We start from the raw sequence: 14,706 nt of genomic DNA on the forward strand, positions 1-14,706 counted from the left end.
CGTTCCTCAGGTGCCGTGATGGTCCGCCGGAGCCGTTCGGACACGACGGTCCGGCCGGCCCGGAAATCCTGCCGTTAGTGGGCCAACTGTGTGAAGTGTCCAGGAGTTCCCGCCCTCCCCTTATGCCCGACCCTCGCCGCGCTCACCGTGCGCAACTCGTGACCTGCGCGTTCGGGTTCTTCTGCAGCGCCTCGAGTGCCGTGACGGCATCGTGCAGGGTGGCGACCCGCACCAGCCGGATGCCGTCGGTCGGCGCACCCGCCGCGGCGGCGCAGTTGTCGGCCGGGACCAGGAAGGTCGAGGCGCCGCCCCGCTTGGCACCGGCGATCTTCTGCTGGATCCCGCCGATCGGCCCGACCTTTCCGTCGGCCTCGATGGTGCCGGTGCCCGCGATGTGCTTGCCGCCGGTCAGGTTGTCGGTGGTGAGCTTGTCGACGATGGCGAGGGCGAACATCGTCCCCGCGCTCGGGCCGCCGATGTCCTGGCCGAGGTTGACCGTGACCGGGAACGGGAAGTCGAAGCCGTCGATGGGCTGGACCCCGACGAAGGCGCGGTTCGGGTCGTCCGGTGACCTGCCGGTGGTGATCGTCACGTCGAGCGGCTTGCCCGCCCGGCGCACCGAGAGCCGGATTTGGTCACCCGGCTTGTGCTTGCCCACCAGGTCGACCACCTGCTGGGCGCTGGTCGTCTTCGTTCCGTCGACCGCCACGAGGATGTCGGCCGCCTTCAGCCGGCCCACGGCAGGTGACTTCTCCACCACGGCCCGGACCTGGACCGCCGAGGGAACCTTGACGCCGACCTCGCGCATCGCGGCCGCGATCGCCGACTGCTGGGAGGTCTCCATCTGCTCGGCGTTTTGCTGCTGGACCTGAGCCGGCGTCTGGTCGGGTGGATAGATGTAGTCGCGGGGTACGACGGCCACGCTGGGATCGACCCAGCCGGCGATGACGCCCGCGACGTCGAGCTTCTGGTCCGGGCTGGTCACCGCGACGGTGGTGAGGTCGAGCTGGCCCGTCGTGGGGTAGGTCCTGCGCCCGTCGATCTTGATGATGGGCTTGCCGTCCACGTTGCCGAGGGTGTTCTCGATCGGACCTGGGCTCATCGCGACGTACGGAACCGGCACCAACCACGCGAGAGCGACCAGGGCGACGAGCAGGACAGCGGTCAGCGTCATCGTCGCGGTTCGGCGGGACATGGGAGCCAGGGTAGGTGACGAAGCACGGCCGGACCTGTCAGGGCTCGGCCGTGATCAGGCTCATTCCGCTCCGACCCACTCCGCGCTGCCGTCGGTGAAGCGTTGGTGCTTCCACAGCGGGACCCGGGCCTTCAGGTCGTCGATGAGCTGCCGACAGGCCGCGAACGCCGCGTCACGGTGCGGCGCGGACACGCCGACGATCACCGCGCTCTCCCCCACGGCCAGGTCACCGGTCCGGTGAACGGCCGCGAGGCCGCAGACGGGATGCGCCGCGACGACGGCCTCGGCCACCTCGCGCAGTTCGCTGAGGGCCCGGGGATGCGCGTCGTAACCGAGTTCGGTCACCGAGCGGCCGCCGTCGTGATCGCGTACGGCGCCCACGAACAAGCAGAAACCGCCGGCCCGCGGGTCGGCGATCGCGCTCAGCACCTCGTCGGCGGAGAGCGGACTCTCCCGCAGGTCGAGCAGCCGGATCTGGTCCCTGGCCACCGACTCGGCGCTGGACTGATCGCTGGACTGGGCGCCGGGCTGGGCGCCGGACTGGGCGTTGGACTCGGTCCTGGTCACGTTCCCCCTCGTGTCTTCCTCCGCCTCGCCCGGCGCACGACCGCGGCCGTACCGAGCAGGGCGACGGTGGCACCGGCCGCACCGAGCGTCGCCGTCTCGCGGCGCCCGATCCGCCGGCCGAGCGCCGCGTGGCGCCCGGCGACCTCGGTCGCCAGGACCTCGCACGCGGTGGTGTTGTCGTAGGTCGGCGTCCAACCGGCCGCCTTCAGCTTGCCGGAGGAGACTACCCACGGGTGGCTGACGTAGGCGAGATCACTGGCCGGCGCGGGCGTCAGACCCAGCCGGTGCAGCCGCTCGGCGGCACCGAGCGCGAGGCTCTCCGGCAGCTCCAGTCGGGGCAGACCGAACAGCTTCTCCACCTCATCCTGTCCGAGGAAGCCCTCGCTGCCCACCGTGACGGCGCCCTCGACCCGGCCGAGCGCCGACCAGACCAGGGCGCTCACCAGGTCGTCGACATGGCAGAACTGCCAGCTCGGCTTGCTGCCGCGGATCACCAGCAGCCGGGACGCCTCGAAGTGCCTGGTCAGGAAGGTGTCGACGGACGCGCCCACGACCATCGACGGCCTGACCACCGTGACCGACAGACCCGGATGGGCCTTCGGCGCCCGGCGGGCGAGCCACTCGATCTCGAGCAGGTCGGCCACCACGCCCTCGGGCCGCGCCCGCAGCGGACCGTCGTCCTCCAGGGGGACGGGGTTGTCGGCGAAGGCGCCGTAGACCATCGCGCTCGTGCACAGGACGACGCGGGGGACGCCGGCAGCGGCGGCCGCCATGATGACAGTCTGCGCACCTCGGACATTCCGGGTGCTGCGCTGGCGTGGGTCCGCGTCGGGGGACAGATCGACGTCGAGATGCACAACGACGTCACATTTCGCGATCCTCTGGGCGATCGCCGGGTCACGGACATCGAGGACGCGCCACTCCGCGCCCTCCACGTCGCCGCGCCGCTCGTCGACGCCGACGACCCGCTTGACCTCGCTCATGCCGACGAGGCGTTCGACCAGCGCTCGTCCGAGCCCGGAGGCAGCACCGGTCACCGCCACGACCAGCCCGCCGCCCCGGCGGGCCGAGGTGGCATGGCGACGCGTCGTACGCCGGCCGGGCCGGGCACGAACGGGGGTGGGTTCGTCGTTCAGAAGGAAACTCCCGGGCTAGGTTGGACGATATGAACAGCTCGCTTCGTACGGCTGGGGCGTGTCGACCAGCAGGCCCCGCGCACGTCTCCATCCGCACGCAGCTTTCCCTCATCCTGCCGGAGGTCCAACCGTGAGCAACGACGAGCCCGGCACCGGGCGCGAGGGCGAGGAGCCCGAGAAGCGTCCGCCCGGGGGTCCGGACAACCCGTTCGCGGGCTTCGACCTCGGTGCGATCTTCGGCCAGCTACAGAGCATGTTCTCCTGGCAGGGCGGTCCCATCAACTGGCAACTCGCCCTGGAGACCGCCCGGCAGACGATTCGCGCCTCCGGTGATGCCTCCCTGACCGCGCAGGAACGCTCCGAGGTCGACCAGACCGTCCGCATCGCCGAGCACTGGCTCGACGACGCGACCAGCCTGCCCGCCGGTTTCGCCGGCCAGGCCCTCGCGTGGAACCGCGCGGAGTGGCTCGACGGCACGCTGCCGGCGTGGAAGAAGCTGGTCGAGCCGCTCGCCGCGCATGTCGTCGGCGCCATGGAGAAGGCGCTGCCCGAGCAGCCCGGAGGGATGGGCGCCCAGCTCACCGGTGTCCTCACCCAGGTCGGCGGGATGATGTTCGGCGCCCAGGTCGGGCAGGGACTCGGGCAGCTCGCCACCGAGGTGTTCGGCGCCACCGACATCGGGCTGCCGCTCGGTCCGCTCGGGCAACCCGTCCTGGTGCCCGCCAACGTCGCGGCGTTCGGAGCCGGTCTCGGCCTTCCGCAGGACGACGTACGCCTCTACCTCGCCCTGCGTGAGTGCGCCCACCAGCGACTCTTCCACCACGCGCCCTGGCTGTCGGCGCACCTGTTCTCGGCGGTCGAGGACTACGCGCGCGGCATGCACGTCGACGTGAGCAAGCTCGAGGACGCCGTCGGCAACATCGACATGTCCAATCCCGACGCGCTCAACGAAGCCCTCGCGGGCGGCCTGCTGGAGCCGGAGGAGACGCCTCGGCAGAAGGCGGCGCTCGCCCGACTCGAGACGGCTCTCGCCCTCGTCGAGGGCTGGGTCGACGACGTGGTGACCTCCGCCGCGGCGCCCCGGATGCCGTCGGCGGTCCAGCTCCACGAGGCCATCCGCCGGCGCCGCGCTGAGGGCGGCCCCGCCGAGCAGACGTTCGTCACGCTGGTGGGTCTCGAACTCCGTCCGCGTCGGATGCGTGACGCCGCCACCCTGTGGGCCACGCTGCGGGAGACCCACGGGATCAGTGGCCGGGAAGCCCTCTGGGCCCACCCCGACCTGCTGCCCTCGGGCGACGACCTCGACGACGCGCGCGGGTTCGCCGAGCGGGCCGCCTCTCCGGACCGGATGGACATCGGCGATCTCGGGTTCGACGAGAGCACGCCGTCCTCCACCGAGCCGGGCGACCGGCCCGAAGCGGGCTCCGGCGACGCCAGCGAGAACCGGGGCGACACCGGCGGCACCGGCTCCGACGGCGGCGACAAGGGCCGCGACGGTGGCGACGGCGCCACCACGTGAGCGGCCTGCAGAACAGCGCGGTCGCGACCCTGACGAGGTGGACCGCGCCCTCGCCCGCGCAGGAGGCCCTCCGCCAGGACTACCTCGCCCACCTCGCCGCCCACCCGGAGGACGGGGTGTGGCGGCGGGGTCGTCTGGCCCACATCACCGCGAGCGCCGTCATCGTCGACCCGGCGGGTGAGCGCACCCTGCTGGTCCTGCACGGTCGGATCAACCTGTGGGTCCAGCCCGGTGGTCACTGCGAGGAGGGCGACATCTCACTCGACGCGGCCGCGGCCCGCGAGGCGCGGGAGGAGACGGGGCTGCCGGATCTCGTCGTCCATCCGGAGCCGCTCCTGCTGAACCGCCACGGGGCGCCGTGCGGCGCGCGGACGCATCTCGACGTGCAGTACCTCGCCACCGCGCCGGCCGATGCCGTACCGCTGGTGAGCGCGGAGTCGCACGCCGTGCGCTGGTTTTCGGTCACCGAGCTACCCGAGGGACTCGCCTCGGGGGTCGCGGAGAGTGTCGCCTCCGCACGTCTCGCGGCCCTCACCCGCTCCTGACCGGCCCTGGTTCGGCACCCCGGTTGGCACCGGGACCACGGCCCGGTCGGGCACCGGGTCGCCGAGGGTCAGAGGGCGAGCGCGAGGACGATCGCGAGGATCACCACGACAACGACGACCGCGGCCACCGCGATCAGGGCGTTTCGGCCGGGGCGGCGTTCGGCGCCGCGTTGTTCCACGAACTTCTGGAACATCACGGTGTTGGCGCCGGGATCGTCCTCGGGCCTGTTCACGTCCGACATGGGCCCGACCCTACCGGCGTTCGGTACATTCGGGCGCCTTCCAGTGGGAACCGTCCAGGACTGCGGATACCGGAATCACCGCCCGAATCGTGGCGATGCGCATCGCGTGAGGTGGGCGACGCGAATCGTCGCCGTGCGTCACCACGTCGGTGCCACCTGCCAGACCCGGGTGGCTTACGGTGATCACCGTGCCGCGGTCGTGCGGCGGCACAGGAGAACCGGCGCAGGCACGTGAACCTCGAGGAGTTGCCGTGGGCTCGTTGCCCGAAGGAGGGACCACCCGCCCAATGACGCGGTGGGGCGAACCCGTCATGCATCACCCCTGCCGACCCGTCGAGGTCTTCGACGAGCGACTGCACGCGCTCGTCGCCGACATGACGGCGACCATGGACGCGGCGGACGGTGTGGGGCTCGCGGCCAACCAGATCGGCGTCGACCTGCGGATCTTCGTCTACCGGTGCACCGACCGGGAAGAGGTCATCCACCAGGGTGTGATCTGCAACCCCGTCCTCGAGGTGCCCACCGGTGCGGACCGCCGGCTGGAGGAGTCCGAGGAGGGCTGCCTCTCCCTGCCCGGGGCCTACGCGCCCTGCGCCCGACCCGACGTCGCCACGGTCCGCGGAGTGGACCAGTTCGGTACGCCGATCGAAGTACGCGGCACGGGACTGCTGGCGCGCTGCCTCCAGCACGAGGCCGACCATCTCGAGGGGACCGTCTTCGCCGACCGGCTCTCCAAGCGGATCCGCCGGAGGCTGTTCGCGGAGGCGGAGGTCCTCGCGGAGGAGTTCCCCGCGGACTGGCCGGTGAGTTCGCGCGAGCGTTCCGACGACCCTGACGACCCTGACGACCAGGACGCCTAGGACGACCAGGACCTGTCCTGGCGAAGCCGTGACCGGGTCAGATCGCGAGCGGAGTCAGGCGCAGGTCGAGTGCCGCCAGGACGTTGCGGGTGGTCACCGCCGGGCCCGGCAGATCCTCGAACGCCGACAGCAGGGCCATTCGCAGGGCCAGGTGGACAGCGCCCGCGCCCATCCGGTCCGTCGCGCCGCTGACCCGTAGGTGGTCGAAGAGCGCGGTCGTGACGGCTGCGACGTAGAGCCGCATGCCGCTCGCGCGCAGGGAGTAGAAGAGTTCGACCAGCGCCTCGGAGCCCTTGTCGTCGATCTCTGGCGTCGCGTCCAGCGTCAGCACCACCACGAACGGCAGCGGCTGGTGCCGGCACACCTGGCGAAGGACCGTGTCGACCAGGGCCCCCGCGTTCTCCTCGACGATCGGGCTGGTGGGTTGAAGGCAGACGAGATCGCGCGGAATGGCCGCCATCCCGGTGAGCTCCCGGGTGCGCACCCGGCCGACCGGGACGGTCCGGGTTCGATGGCGCGGACCAGGGCGTTCACCACCCGCCTTCCGTGGCGCGACCCTTCGGGCCAGCCCCAGCACGTCATCCAGGATCATCGCGCTCCCCCGCCGGCGAGGTTCTCCAAGGAGTTCCTGGGGGAAGTCTTCGCAAGCCCGGCCGGATCCACGTCACCCGGACGGGATGAACCCGGCGCGATCATCACCGGCACGTTTCGCCCGCCGTTTCTTGCCGGGTCCCCGTACCCGACACCCCTCGTCACGGGTGCTCACCCGCGCTCGGACGGGTGCAGTTGGGCGGCGACGTAGGGTCCCACGAGGTCGGAGCAGGCACGCCGGGGCGCCGCGACCTCGACCATCGCGCCGTCATCGAGCCGTACGCGGAGCAGGAGCGGGCAGGGGCCGAGTCGCCGCAGGGTGGACGGCGCCACCTCGAGATCCTCCGCGAAGCGACATTCCAGCAGCAGTACCTCACTGAGGGTGAATCTGCGATAGACGACAAGTACGTCGTGTGCCCACATCGCGTAGGTGGGGTGGCGAGTCCATCGTTGGCTCAGGGACTCGACTCCCCACGAGGAACTGCGCAGCCGACAGCGGAAGACGCCTGGTGAAGCGAGGATGCGGCGTCTTCGTAACAAGACTCTCAAACCCAGACAAGCCAAGACGAGCGCGGCACCGGCCAGCAGCCACAGCATGAAATACCTCCCCGCGCGGAGCCCCCTGACAAGGCTGGGAGACCGAACGGGCGCCCACTACACCCCCTGCGGATGAAAACGCGGGAGCGGGCGGCGGAGAGCGAACCAGTGGGTGGTCAGCTGGGCTGCGGCTGGTCGTCGCAGTCCTCGAGCGGGAGGTGGGCAGCCGCCGCGACCCCTTCGAGGTAGCCGCGGGCCCGGTCTGCCTGCGGGTAGGCGCGCACCATGGCCCAGAAAATCGGGGTATGTCCGGGTTCGCGCAGGTGGACGAGCTCGTGGATCAGCACGTAGTCGATCACCCATCCGGGCATGCCACGCAGCCGGGACGAAAGCCGGACGGTGCCGTCAGTCGGGGTGCAGGACCCCCATCTCATGCCCTGGTTGCCGACCCACCGGACGCTCGTCGGCAACGGGGCGTCGTCGAGGTAACGCCTGCTCAGGGTGCGGGCCCGGCTGAGCAGTTCGTCGTCGCTGGGCCGCCGACGCTGCTCCTGGGCGGCCAGCCGGTCGAGCATCACCGAGACCCATTTGCGCTCTTCCTCCGGACTCATCCTGGCCGGAAGGAGGATCACCACCCGGTCGCCCTCGCGGTAGGCGCTCACGGTGCGGCGGCGGCGTGCACTACGGCGGACCTCGACCTCCTGGCAGGCATCGTCGCGCGCCGGGGTCGGTTGTGCGCCCGGTCGCGGCTCGGGGCGCTGCCTCGATGCCGGTTTGGCCACCTCAGAAAAGTACCCCCACCGACCGACAAGGAGCGGTCAACGTCCACAGGCGTGTTCGTCATCCACAGCCGCCACGGAGGAAATGTGCAGTTCAGTCGGGCTCGTGGCCAGGATGTCGCAAATTCTCCACAGCCCCGCCCACAGGCTGTCCACCGCCGTTCGACGCACCGCGCACAGGTTTTCCACAGGTCTGTCCACATCGCGACCGGTTCGATCCGGATCGGAAGAGAACCAGAAGGAAACGTCACATTGACGGCGGAACGTCCGGCCTCGTAGGTTCGGCGACGGAGCCCCTGGCAGCCGCGGGCCCGCTCGCAGGGGAAGGCGCGCGGGCCTGCGGCACAGGGGCTTCACGGTCCTCGCGTCCCGACTCGGCGGACTCGGTCGCGGACCAGCCCCCGCGTGGGGGTAACGTCGACACGGCGTCGCTCCGGGCGACCACATCCTGCGCCTCAAGGTCACGTACAGGTATAAATGTGCGCACCAAGGGCAGGACGTGAGCCATCTGCGTGCCGAGCACTCAGGAGTGAGCGGCGCTGGAATAAAGTGACCCGAGATCGGGCGGCCCGGGCTGGTCCGCCCTGCCCCGACCCAGCACAGCGAGGAGGGCCGTCATGGCGGAGACCTACACAGGTGAGTTCTACTGTGTGAAATGCAAGGCCAAGCGCAACGCGACCGGCGAGATCAAGGTGAACGACAAGGGCACGAGGATGGCCAAGGCCACCTGCCCCGAGTGCGGCACCAACCTCAACCGGATCCTGGGCAAGGCCTGAGCACCGAAGACGACGGAGCGGGCGGTCACGGTAGTGGCCGCCCGTTCGGTTTGTTCGGGTTGCCCAGTTTGTAGGGGTTCGCGAAGGACCGGGCCGACACGTGGTCACGTCGAGTCCCTGTCGCGTTCGCTAAGCGCCGTGAGGTAGCGGTTGTAGGCCGCCAGCGCCGCGGCGTCCACCTCGTCGAGCTCCGCTCCGCCCGTCGCCGGTGCGGCGACCGCAGTGGCGGTGAGTCGTTTGGGCGGGAGCGGCGGAAGGGCGACCGGCTCGGCCTCCGACTCCGCACCACGCCGGCGCCCCGTGCCCGACCAGGCTCTCGCGGCACTGCCGTCGGAGCCGGTCCGCGTCAGCGGGCGTTCGTCCGCCACGGCACTCTCCCCATGCTCCGGCTGGGCGCTGGGGTCACCGTCGCGGAGCAGTCGCCACCACAGGTAGACCGCGAACACCGCGAAGAACGGCCACTGCAGGGCGTAGCCGAGGTTCTGCCAGTCACCCGACCACGACTCGTAGCGCCGAAGCTGCCACCACGCCAGGAAGAGGAAGGTCGCGACCGCGGCGATCACCAGGAGCGTGAAGCCGATCCAGCGCAAGGTGAGCAGGCGGCGCAACCTGCTCGGCGTCGCGACGCTCGAGCCATCCGGGTCCATGCGCAGATCCATGGTCGCGTCGAGCTCCTCGTCGCTTCACCTCTGACCGCGCCGCGTCGACGCGCCGCGCGGGTCCTTGCCGACGACGATAACACCGCCTGTGGACGACGACCGCCGGCACATGAGACGGCGTGGCAAGCTTCCGTTCCTGCGAAAAACCGAGCGGTCGCGGTCGACTCACACGGGGAGGTCACTCTTGCGACCACAGATCAACCCTGCCCTTCGACGAGTCTGGCGTGACCCCGAGACCGTGCAGATCGGCCTGGACCCCGAACGCGCACTGGTGCTCACCGGACTCGACCCGGCCCTGCGCCACATCGTCGACGACCTCACCGGCGGCCAGACCCAGAACGCACAGACCCAGGACGCACTACTCGACGCCGCGCTGGCTCGCGGCGCCGACTGTCAGGACTCGCGCCGCCTGTTACGGCTGCTCTGCGAGGGCGGGGCGCTGCTCGACGCGGATTCCGCGGCGGACGCGCTCGACGGGCTCGGCCCCGCCGAACGCGAGCGCCTCGCCCCCGACCTCGCCGCGCGTTCCCTCGTGACCCGGGGACTGGACGGCGGAGCGGCCGACCTTCGTCGTCGCCGCGCCACCCGCGTCTCGGTCTTCGGCGCCGGCCGGGTCGGCGCGTCGGTCGCCACGATGCTCGCCTCGGCCGGAGTCGGCCAGGTCAACGTCGTCGACCGGTGCATCGCGCGGCCGACCGATCTGGCGCCGGCCGGGTTGTCCGGCCGGGACATCGGCAGACCTCGCGCGGTCGGCGCGGCCCGCGCCGCGGCGGCCGCCGGGCCTTCGACCGAAGTGGGCACCGTCGGTGACGCCCGCGCCGCGGAGCGACCCGACATCGCCGTTCTCGCACCCGACGACGAACCCGACCGCGCGCTCGCCGACGCGCTCGTGCGGGCCGGCGTGCCGCATCTGGTGGTCAGGATCCGGGAGGCGCGGGCGATCCTCGGCCCGTTCGTCCTGCCGGGTGAGTCGTCCTGTGTCCGCTGCCACGACCTGCACCGCGCCGCCCGCGACCCGCTCTGGCCGCGAGTCCTCGAGGAGGTCCTGGCCGCCCCCTGCGTCGCGCCCGCCTGCGACGTCGTACTCGCCACCGGCATCGCCGCGCACGCGGTCCTCCACCTCCTGGCCTTCCTCGACGGCACCCGACCGGCGTCGGTCGACGCGACGGTGGAGATGACACTCCCGGCGGGGAGCCTGCGCCGCAGGTCCTGGTCCGCGCATCCGTCCTGCGGCTGCCACTGGGATCCCGAACCCGCCCCCTTCGTCGCGGCGTAGCACCCATGTCGGTGGTTCGTCCTACGGTGACGCACATGAAATACGGCTTCGTGCTGCCTTATGGCGACGCCCGCACCGCCGCCGACCTCGCGGCGATCGCGGAGGAGCACGGTTGGGACGGATTCTTCGTCTGGGAAGGGATCTGGGCGATCGATGCCTGGGTCTCCCTCGCCGCGGCCGCGATGTGCACTGAGCGGATCCGGCTCGGCACCATGTTGACACCACTGCCGCGCCGCAAACCGTGGGAGCTCGCGGGTCAGACCTCCACGCTCGACAACCTCTCCGGCGGACGGGTCACGCTCTCCGTCGGGCTCGGCGTCAGCGGAGAGGACCGCTTCTGGCTGTTCGAGGACGACCCCGGTCGTCGCGTGCGGGCGGAGCGGCTCGACGAGGGGCTCGCCATGCTCGAGTCGCTCTGGCGAGAGGAGCCCTTCGAGTTCCACGGGACGCACTACCGCTCCCGTGTGATCGACACGTTGGAGCCACCCGCGCCGCCCGCCCCGGTCCAGAAGCCACGGATCCCCGTGTGGGTCGTCGGTGGCTGGCCCCGGCCGAAGTCGATGCGCCGCGCCGCGCGATGGGACGGCTGGCTGCCCAACTACGCGCCGGTCGGCGCGACCGAGCGGCTCGAGTTCACCCCCGACCTGCTTCGCGCCGGAGTCGACTGGATCCGCGCACACCGGGCGGAGTCCGGACTCACGATGGACGGCTACGACATCGTGATGGAGGGCAGCACCTCGGCCGACGACCCGCGCGGCGCCGCGGCGACCGTACGGCCCTGGGCCGACGCGGGCGCGACCTGGTGGCTCGACGCGACGTGGGGCCTCGAACCCGCACGGGTGCGGGAGGAGTCCGAGCGCCGGCTCCGTGCCGGACCACCGACGCTCGACTGAGAGCGGGGCGGGGAGGCGACGCGGCGGTCGTCTCGTGCCGGTGATGCCGCTTCGGGGCGAAATGTCGGGATCGCATCGATCAGTCGGCCGCGGGATGGTCGACTGGTGAATGACGATGATCTACGCCCTCGGTAGGACGATCAGTTTGACGTCTACCTGGACAATGGACGGGTGAGCGATCTCCCCCGCAATCCCGTCGCCCGGACCGCACGACTCGCGAGCCTCCCGTTGGGCATCGCCGGACGCACGGCTCTCGGGTTGGGCAAGCGCTTGGGCGGCAAGCCGGCCGAAATCGTCCTTTCCGAGGCACAACGTCGTACGGCCGAGCAGCTCTTCAAGGTGCTGGGCGAACTCAAGGGCGGCGCCATGAAGTTCGGGCAGGCGCTCTCGATCTTCGAGGCCGCCCTCCCCGAGGAACTCGCCGCCCCCTACCGCGCCACGTTGACGAAGCTGCAGGACTCCGCTCCCCCGATGCCGGCCAAGACCGTGCACCGGGTGCTGGCGGAGGAACTCGGCGCCAACTGGCGGCGGCGACTGCGCCACTTCGACGACAAGCCCGCGGCCGCGGCCTCCATCGGCCAGGTCCACCGCGCCCAGTGGACGGATGGTCGGGACGTCGCGGTCAAGATCCAGTACCCCGGAGCCGCGGAGGCCCTGCGTTCCGACCTCAACCAGATCGGCCGGCTCAGTCGGCTGTTCACGGCCTGGATGCCCGGCCTGGAGATCAAGCCGCTGGTCGCAGAGCTCAAGGAACGCATCGGGGAGGAGCTCGACTACAGCCTCGAGGCGGAGGCCCAGGAGGGCTTCGCGAAGGCGTTCGACGGTGACCCCGAGATCGCCGTACCGCACGTCCGCCTGCACACGAGTCGCGTGCTCGTCACCGACTGGCTGGACGGCACTCCGCTCAGCGCGGTGATCGCCGATGGCACCCAGGAGGAACGCGACCGGGCCGGGCTTCTTCTCGTTCGCTTCCTCTTCTCCGGCCCAGCCCGCGCCGGCCTGCTCCACGCCGACCCGCATCCCGGCAACTTCCGCATCACCCCCGACGGCCGTCTCGGCGTCCTCGACTACGGCCTGGTCGCGCGACTGCCGGACGGGTTTCCGCCGCAGATCGGCCGGCTGCTCCGGATCGGGCTGGACGGCGACAGCGAGCGGGTCCTCGAAGGGTTGCGCGCGGAGGGATTCATCAAGCCGCACATCGAGATCGACGCAGAGGACCTGCACGACTATCTGAAGCCCTTCACCGAACCCGCCCGCGAGCCGACGTTCCGGTTCAACCGCGAGTGGATGCGCACGCAGTTCCAGCGGATCACCGACGTTCGCGGCTCGAGCGCGAAGACGGCGTTCAAGTTGAACCTTCCACCGTCCTACGCGCTCATCCACCGGGTGTGGAGCGGCGGCATCGGGGTGCTCGCCCAACTTGGTGCCGAGGCGCCGTTCCGGGGCGAACTCGAGCGCTGGCTGCCCGGCTTCGTCGACGACGATCGGCCGGAGCTGCCCGAGAAGTCGACGAGCGGCGAGGCCCTGGGCTGAGGTGGGCCTCGGGTGCTTTCTCGTTCGAGGCGGGCAACCGTTCTTCGGCTACCAGGTCCTACGGCTACCAGGTCCTTCGGCTACCAGTAGGTGCGGTCCAGCCTGCCTTCGATGTTGCGTACGTTGTCGCGGGCGCAACGGTCGCAGTAGTGCGTGATGAGGCCGCGCTCCAGCGTCATCACCCAGGTGAGTGGTAGCTCGTCGCTGGGCGCGGAGACGCCACACAGCTCGCACTCGATCATGGACTCTCGTCCCCCCTCGAAGCGATCATCCGACCGCCGGTGTCGTTCGTCGTTGCGGGAACCATGCTCCTCGCTGAACGTGACAACAACGCTACGGACACCCGGCCAAAAGTCCTTTCTTTTGTCCGCCCCTGTCCGCGGCCGGACGTGTCGCCGGGCGAAGCCAGACGTGTAGCCGGGCGAAGCCGGACGTGTAGCCGGAAGGAACGACAAGGCCGGGGCACCGCAACCGCGGTGCCCCGGCCCACTGTCGTCGTACGCGCTACGAGGCTCGATCCGGGTCAGCTCAGACGAACCGCGCGCGCACCAGTCGCGCTTGCATCGCGACCTTCTGCGCCTTGCGGCTCAACCGGCGCGCGCGAACAAGCTGCGCGGCCCGCCGAATGTCCCGGGTGGACTCGACGCGCTGACGTATCTGCGCGCGTGCGAGGTCTTCGTGGAGCAGATGCATGGTGGTGCCCTTCGTGCTGATGTCGTTCGCTGCTGTGACCCGGATGGCCGGGGTGAGTTCGTGGTCTTCCAGGAAGTGATCAGTCATGGGGTTCTCTTAGTCAGTGGAGGCGACGGACCGGCGCGACCGGGCCGACGTTCTCGGGCGGGTGAGGGTTACGCGGCGACTTCGTTCTTGCGGGGACGTCCACGCGGACGCTTGCGCGGTACGACCACGCCGGCGATGAAGAGTTCGCCTCCCCAGACACCCCACGGCTCACGCCGAGCGAGGGCGCCGTCGAGGCACTCCCGCCTGATGGGGCAGGCCTGGCAGATGGCTTTGGCGAACTCGACATCCGCCGGCGACTCCGCGAAGAAGAGTTCCGGATCGGATGCGCGGCAGGGAAGCTCCGCCTCCGCTACGACGTCGGGTACGGCGTCGAGGACGCTAAGACTCACTTCCAGTCACCTCCTTGTGTCCTGGTGTCGTGTGGTTCGTCGTCCTGGTGGTGCTGCCGTTGCTGGTCGTGGTGCCTGTCGTGCTGGTCGTGGTGCCTGTCGTGCTGGTCGTGGTGCCTGTCGTGCGGGTGGTGCAGGTATCGCTGGTGCTGCTGTGGTGCTGGCTCATGACTGCCGCCGTCCGGTTCGGAAAACAAAAAGGCCGCGGATCCCTGGTCGGGATTCCGCGGCCTTGGAGGCGCCGGTCTTGTGTCATAAGACCGGTGGGCTCCAGGCTGGAACACCCGACAGTGGGGCCTTGGTGCGCGAAGCGGGAACATCGATGCCCGGGACGTAGACCGGGAGCACCGGGGAAATGACGCCGTCACGACGGCCGGCGAGGCCGGCAACGAGGACGTCGAACCCTCCGCAAGACACACTGGTCCCCTGGAACGGGAGCTGGACATGCGAAACGGCGGTCCTCGCAAG

The 14,706-nt window shown here is 70.5% G+C and carries 18 protein-coding genes; 7 read left to right on the forward strand and 11 right to left on the reverse strand.

All coding sequences use genetic code 11. The annotated features are described in order from the left end of the window. Positions 1-142: 142 nt before the first annotated feature. The 3 genes from HEB94_RS41305 to HEB94_RS41315 are packed head-to-tail and all read right to left on the reverse strand — an operon-like array spanning position 143 to position 2,799. Entirely contained in the window at positions 143-1,195 is a 1,053-nt protein-coding gene (locus HEB94_RS41305) for a YlbL family protein (RefSeq protein WP_192754877.1), read from the reverse strand. A gap of 60 nt (positions 1,196-1,255) precedes the next feature. Then, positions 1,256-1,762: a molybdenum cofactor biosynthesis protein MoaE gene (locus HEB94_RS41310; protein ID WP_337918301.1), complete on the reverse strand. Its 507-nt coding sequence runs from the start codon at positions 1,760-1,762 to the stop codon at positions 1,256-1,258. After that, the gene (locus HEB94_RS41315; protein WP_337918302.1) at positions 1,759-2,799 is read right to left on the reverse strand and encodes an NAD-dependent epimerase/dehydratase family protein; all 1,041 of its coding nucleotides are present in this window, start codon (positions 2,797-2,799) and stop codon (positions 1,759-1,761) included. The genes HEB94_RS41310 and HEB94_RS41315 overlap by 4 nt, the downstream gene beginning before the upstream one ends. A gap of 229 nt (positions 2,800-3,028) precedes the next feature. On the opposite strand from HEB94_RS41315, the gene HEB94_RS41320 reads away from it, so the two are divergent. Beyond that, positions 3,029-4,417, forward strand: a complete 1,389-nt coding sequence (locus HEB94_RS41320) for a zinc-dependent metalloprotease (RefSeq protein WP_192754879.1) — start codon at positions 3,029-3,031, stop codon at positions 4,415-4,417. After that, on the forward strand, positions 4,414-4,962 hold the full coding sequence (locus HEB94_RS41325) for an NUDIX domain-containing protein (RefSeq protein ID WP_192754880.1): 549 nt from the start codon (positions 4,414-4,416) through the stop codon (positions 4,960-4,962). Before HEB94_RS41320 ends, HEB94_RS41325 begins: the two co-directional genes overlap by 4 nt. Before the next feature lie 68 nt (positions 4,963-5,030). On the opposite strand, the gene HEB94_RS41330 is transcribed toward HEB94_RS41325, so the two are convergent. Further along, positions 5,031-5,204 (reverse strand): hypothetical protein, encoded by a 174-nt coding sequence (locus HEB94_RS41330; RefSeq protein ID WP_192754881.1) that lies wholly within the window; start codon positions 5,202-5,204, stop codon positions 5,031-5,033. 287 nt (positions 5,205-5,491) lie between these two features. On the opposite strand from HEB94_RS41330, the gene def reads away from it, so the two are divergent. Further along, positions 5,492-6,064, forward strand: coding sequence for a peptide deformylase (def, locus tag HEB94_RS41335; RefSeq protein ID WP_192754882.1), 573 nt, complete (start codon positions 5,492-5,494; stop codon positions 6,062-6,064). A gap of 37 nt (positions 6,065-6,101) precedes the next feature. On the opposite strand, the gene HEB94_RS41340 is transcribed toward def, so the two are convergent. The 3 genes from HEB94_RS41340 to HEB94_RS41350 form a co-directional block, all read right to left on the reverse strand. After that, on the reverse strand, positions 6,102-6,656 hold the full coding sequence (locus HEB94_RS41340) for an STAS domain-containing protein (RefSeq protein ID WP_192754883.1): 555 nt from the start codon (positions 6,654-6,656) through the stop codon (positions 6,102-6,104). Between the two features lie 170 nt (positions 6,657-6,826). Then, positions 6,827-7,252, reverse strand: coding sequence for a hypothetical protein (locus tag HEB94_RS41345; protein WP_192754884.1), 426 nt, complete (start codon positions 7,250-7,252; stop codon positions 6,827-6,829). A gap of 116 nt (positions 7,253-7,368) precedes the next feature. Beyond that, on the reverse strand, positions 7,369-7,974 hold the full coding sequence (locus HEB94_RS41350; RefSeq protein WP_337918303.1) for a M48 metallopeptidase family protein: 606 nt from the start codon (positions 7,972-7,974) through the stop codon (positions 7,369-7,371). 614 nt (positions 7,975-8,588) lie between these two features. Here HEB94_RS41350 and HEB94_RS41355 point away from each other — a divergent pair. Continuing rightward, positions 8,589-8,747, forward strand: a complete 159-nt coding sequence (locus tag HEB94_RS41355) for a DUF5679 domain-containing protein (protein ID WP_020575848.1) — start codon at positions 8,589-8,591, stop codon at positions 8,745-8,747. 104 nt (positions 8,748-8,851) lie between these two features. On the opposite strand, the gene HEB94_RS41360 is transcribed toward HEB94_RS41355, so the two are convergent. Beyond that, positions 8,852-9,406 carry a hypothetical protein gene (locus HEB94_RS41360; protein ID WP_192754885.1) on the reverse strand — a complete coding sequence of 185 codons (555 nt, stop codon included), beginning with the start codon at positions 9,404-9,406 and terminating at the stop codon, positions 8,852-8,854. 184 nt (positions 9,407-9,590) lie between these two features. Here HEB94_RS41360 and HEB94_RS41365 point away from each other — a divergent pair, with 184 nt between their 5' ends. From HEB94_RS41365 to HEB94_RS41375, 3 genes are all read left to right on the forward strand, one after another. Next, entirely contained in the window at positions 9,591-10,682 is a 1,092-nt protein-coding gene (locus HEB94_RS41365; protein ID WP_192754886.1) for a ThiF family adenylyltransferase, read from the forward strand. A gap of 35 nt (positions 10,683-10,717) precedes the next feature. Beyond that, positions 10,718-11,575 carry an LLM class flavin-dependent oxidoreductase gene (locus HEB94_RS41370; protein WP_192754887.1) on the forward strand — a complete coding sequence of 286 codons (858 nt, stop codon included), beginning with the start codon at positions 10,718-10,720 and terminating at the stop codon, positions 11,573-11,575. 171 nt (positions 11,576-11,746) lie between these two features. Then, positions 11,747-13,108 (forward strand): AarF/UbiB family protein, encoded by a 1,362-nt coding sequence (locus HEB94_RS41375; protein WP_192754888.1) that lies wholly within the window; start codon positions 11,747-11,749, stop codon positions 13,106-13,108. An 80-nt stretch (positions 13,109-13,188) separates the two neighbouring features. Here the strand turns inward: HEB94_RS41375 and HEB94_RS41380 are convergent, their stop codons facing one another. From HEB94_RS41380 to HEB94_RS41390, 3 genes are all read right to left on the reverse strand, one after another. Further along, positions 13,189-13,350: a hypothetical protein gene (locus tag HEB94_RS41380; RefSeq protein WP_192754889.1), complete on the reverse strand. Its 162-nt coding sequence runs from the start codon at positions 13,348-13,350 to the stop codon at positions 13,189-13,191. Between the two features lie 286 nt (positions 13,351-13,636). Further along, on the reverse strand, positions 13,637-13,888 hold the full coding sequence (locus HEB94_RS41385) for a hypothetical protein (protein WP_192757219.1): 252 nt from the start codon (positions 13,886-13,888) through the stop codon (positions 13,637-13,639). Positions 13,889-13,956: 68 nt separating this feature from the next. Next, positions 13,957-14,238 (reverse strand): WhiB family transcriptional regulator, encoded by a 282-nt coding sequence (locus HEB94_RS41390; protein ID WP_192754890.1) that lies wholly within the window; start codon positions 14,236-14,238, stop codon positions 13,957-13,959. Positions 14,239-14,706: the final 468 nt, after the last annotated feature.

It is taken from the genome of Actinopolymorpha pittospori, from assembly GCF_014873875.1.
Classification (GTDB): Bacteria; Actinomycetota; Actinomycetes; order Propionibacteriales; family Actinopolymorphaceae; genus Actinopolymorpha; species Actinopolymorpha pittospori.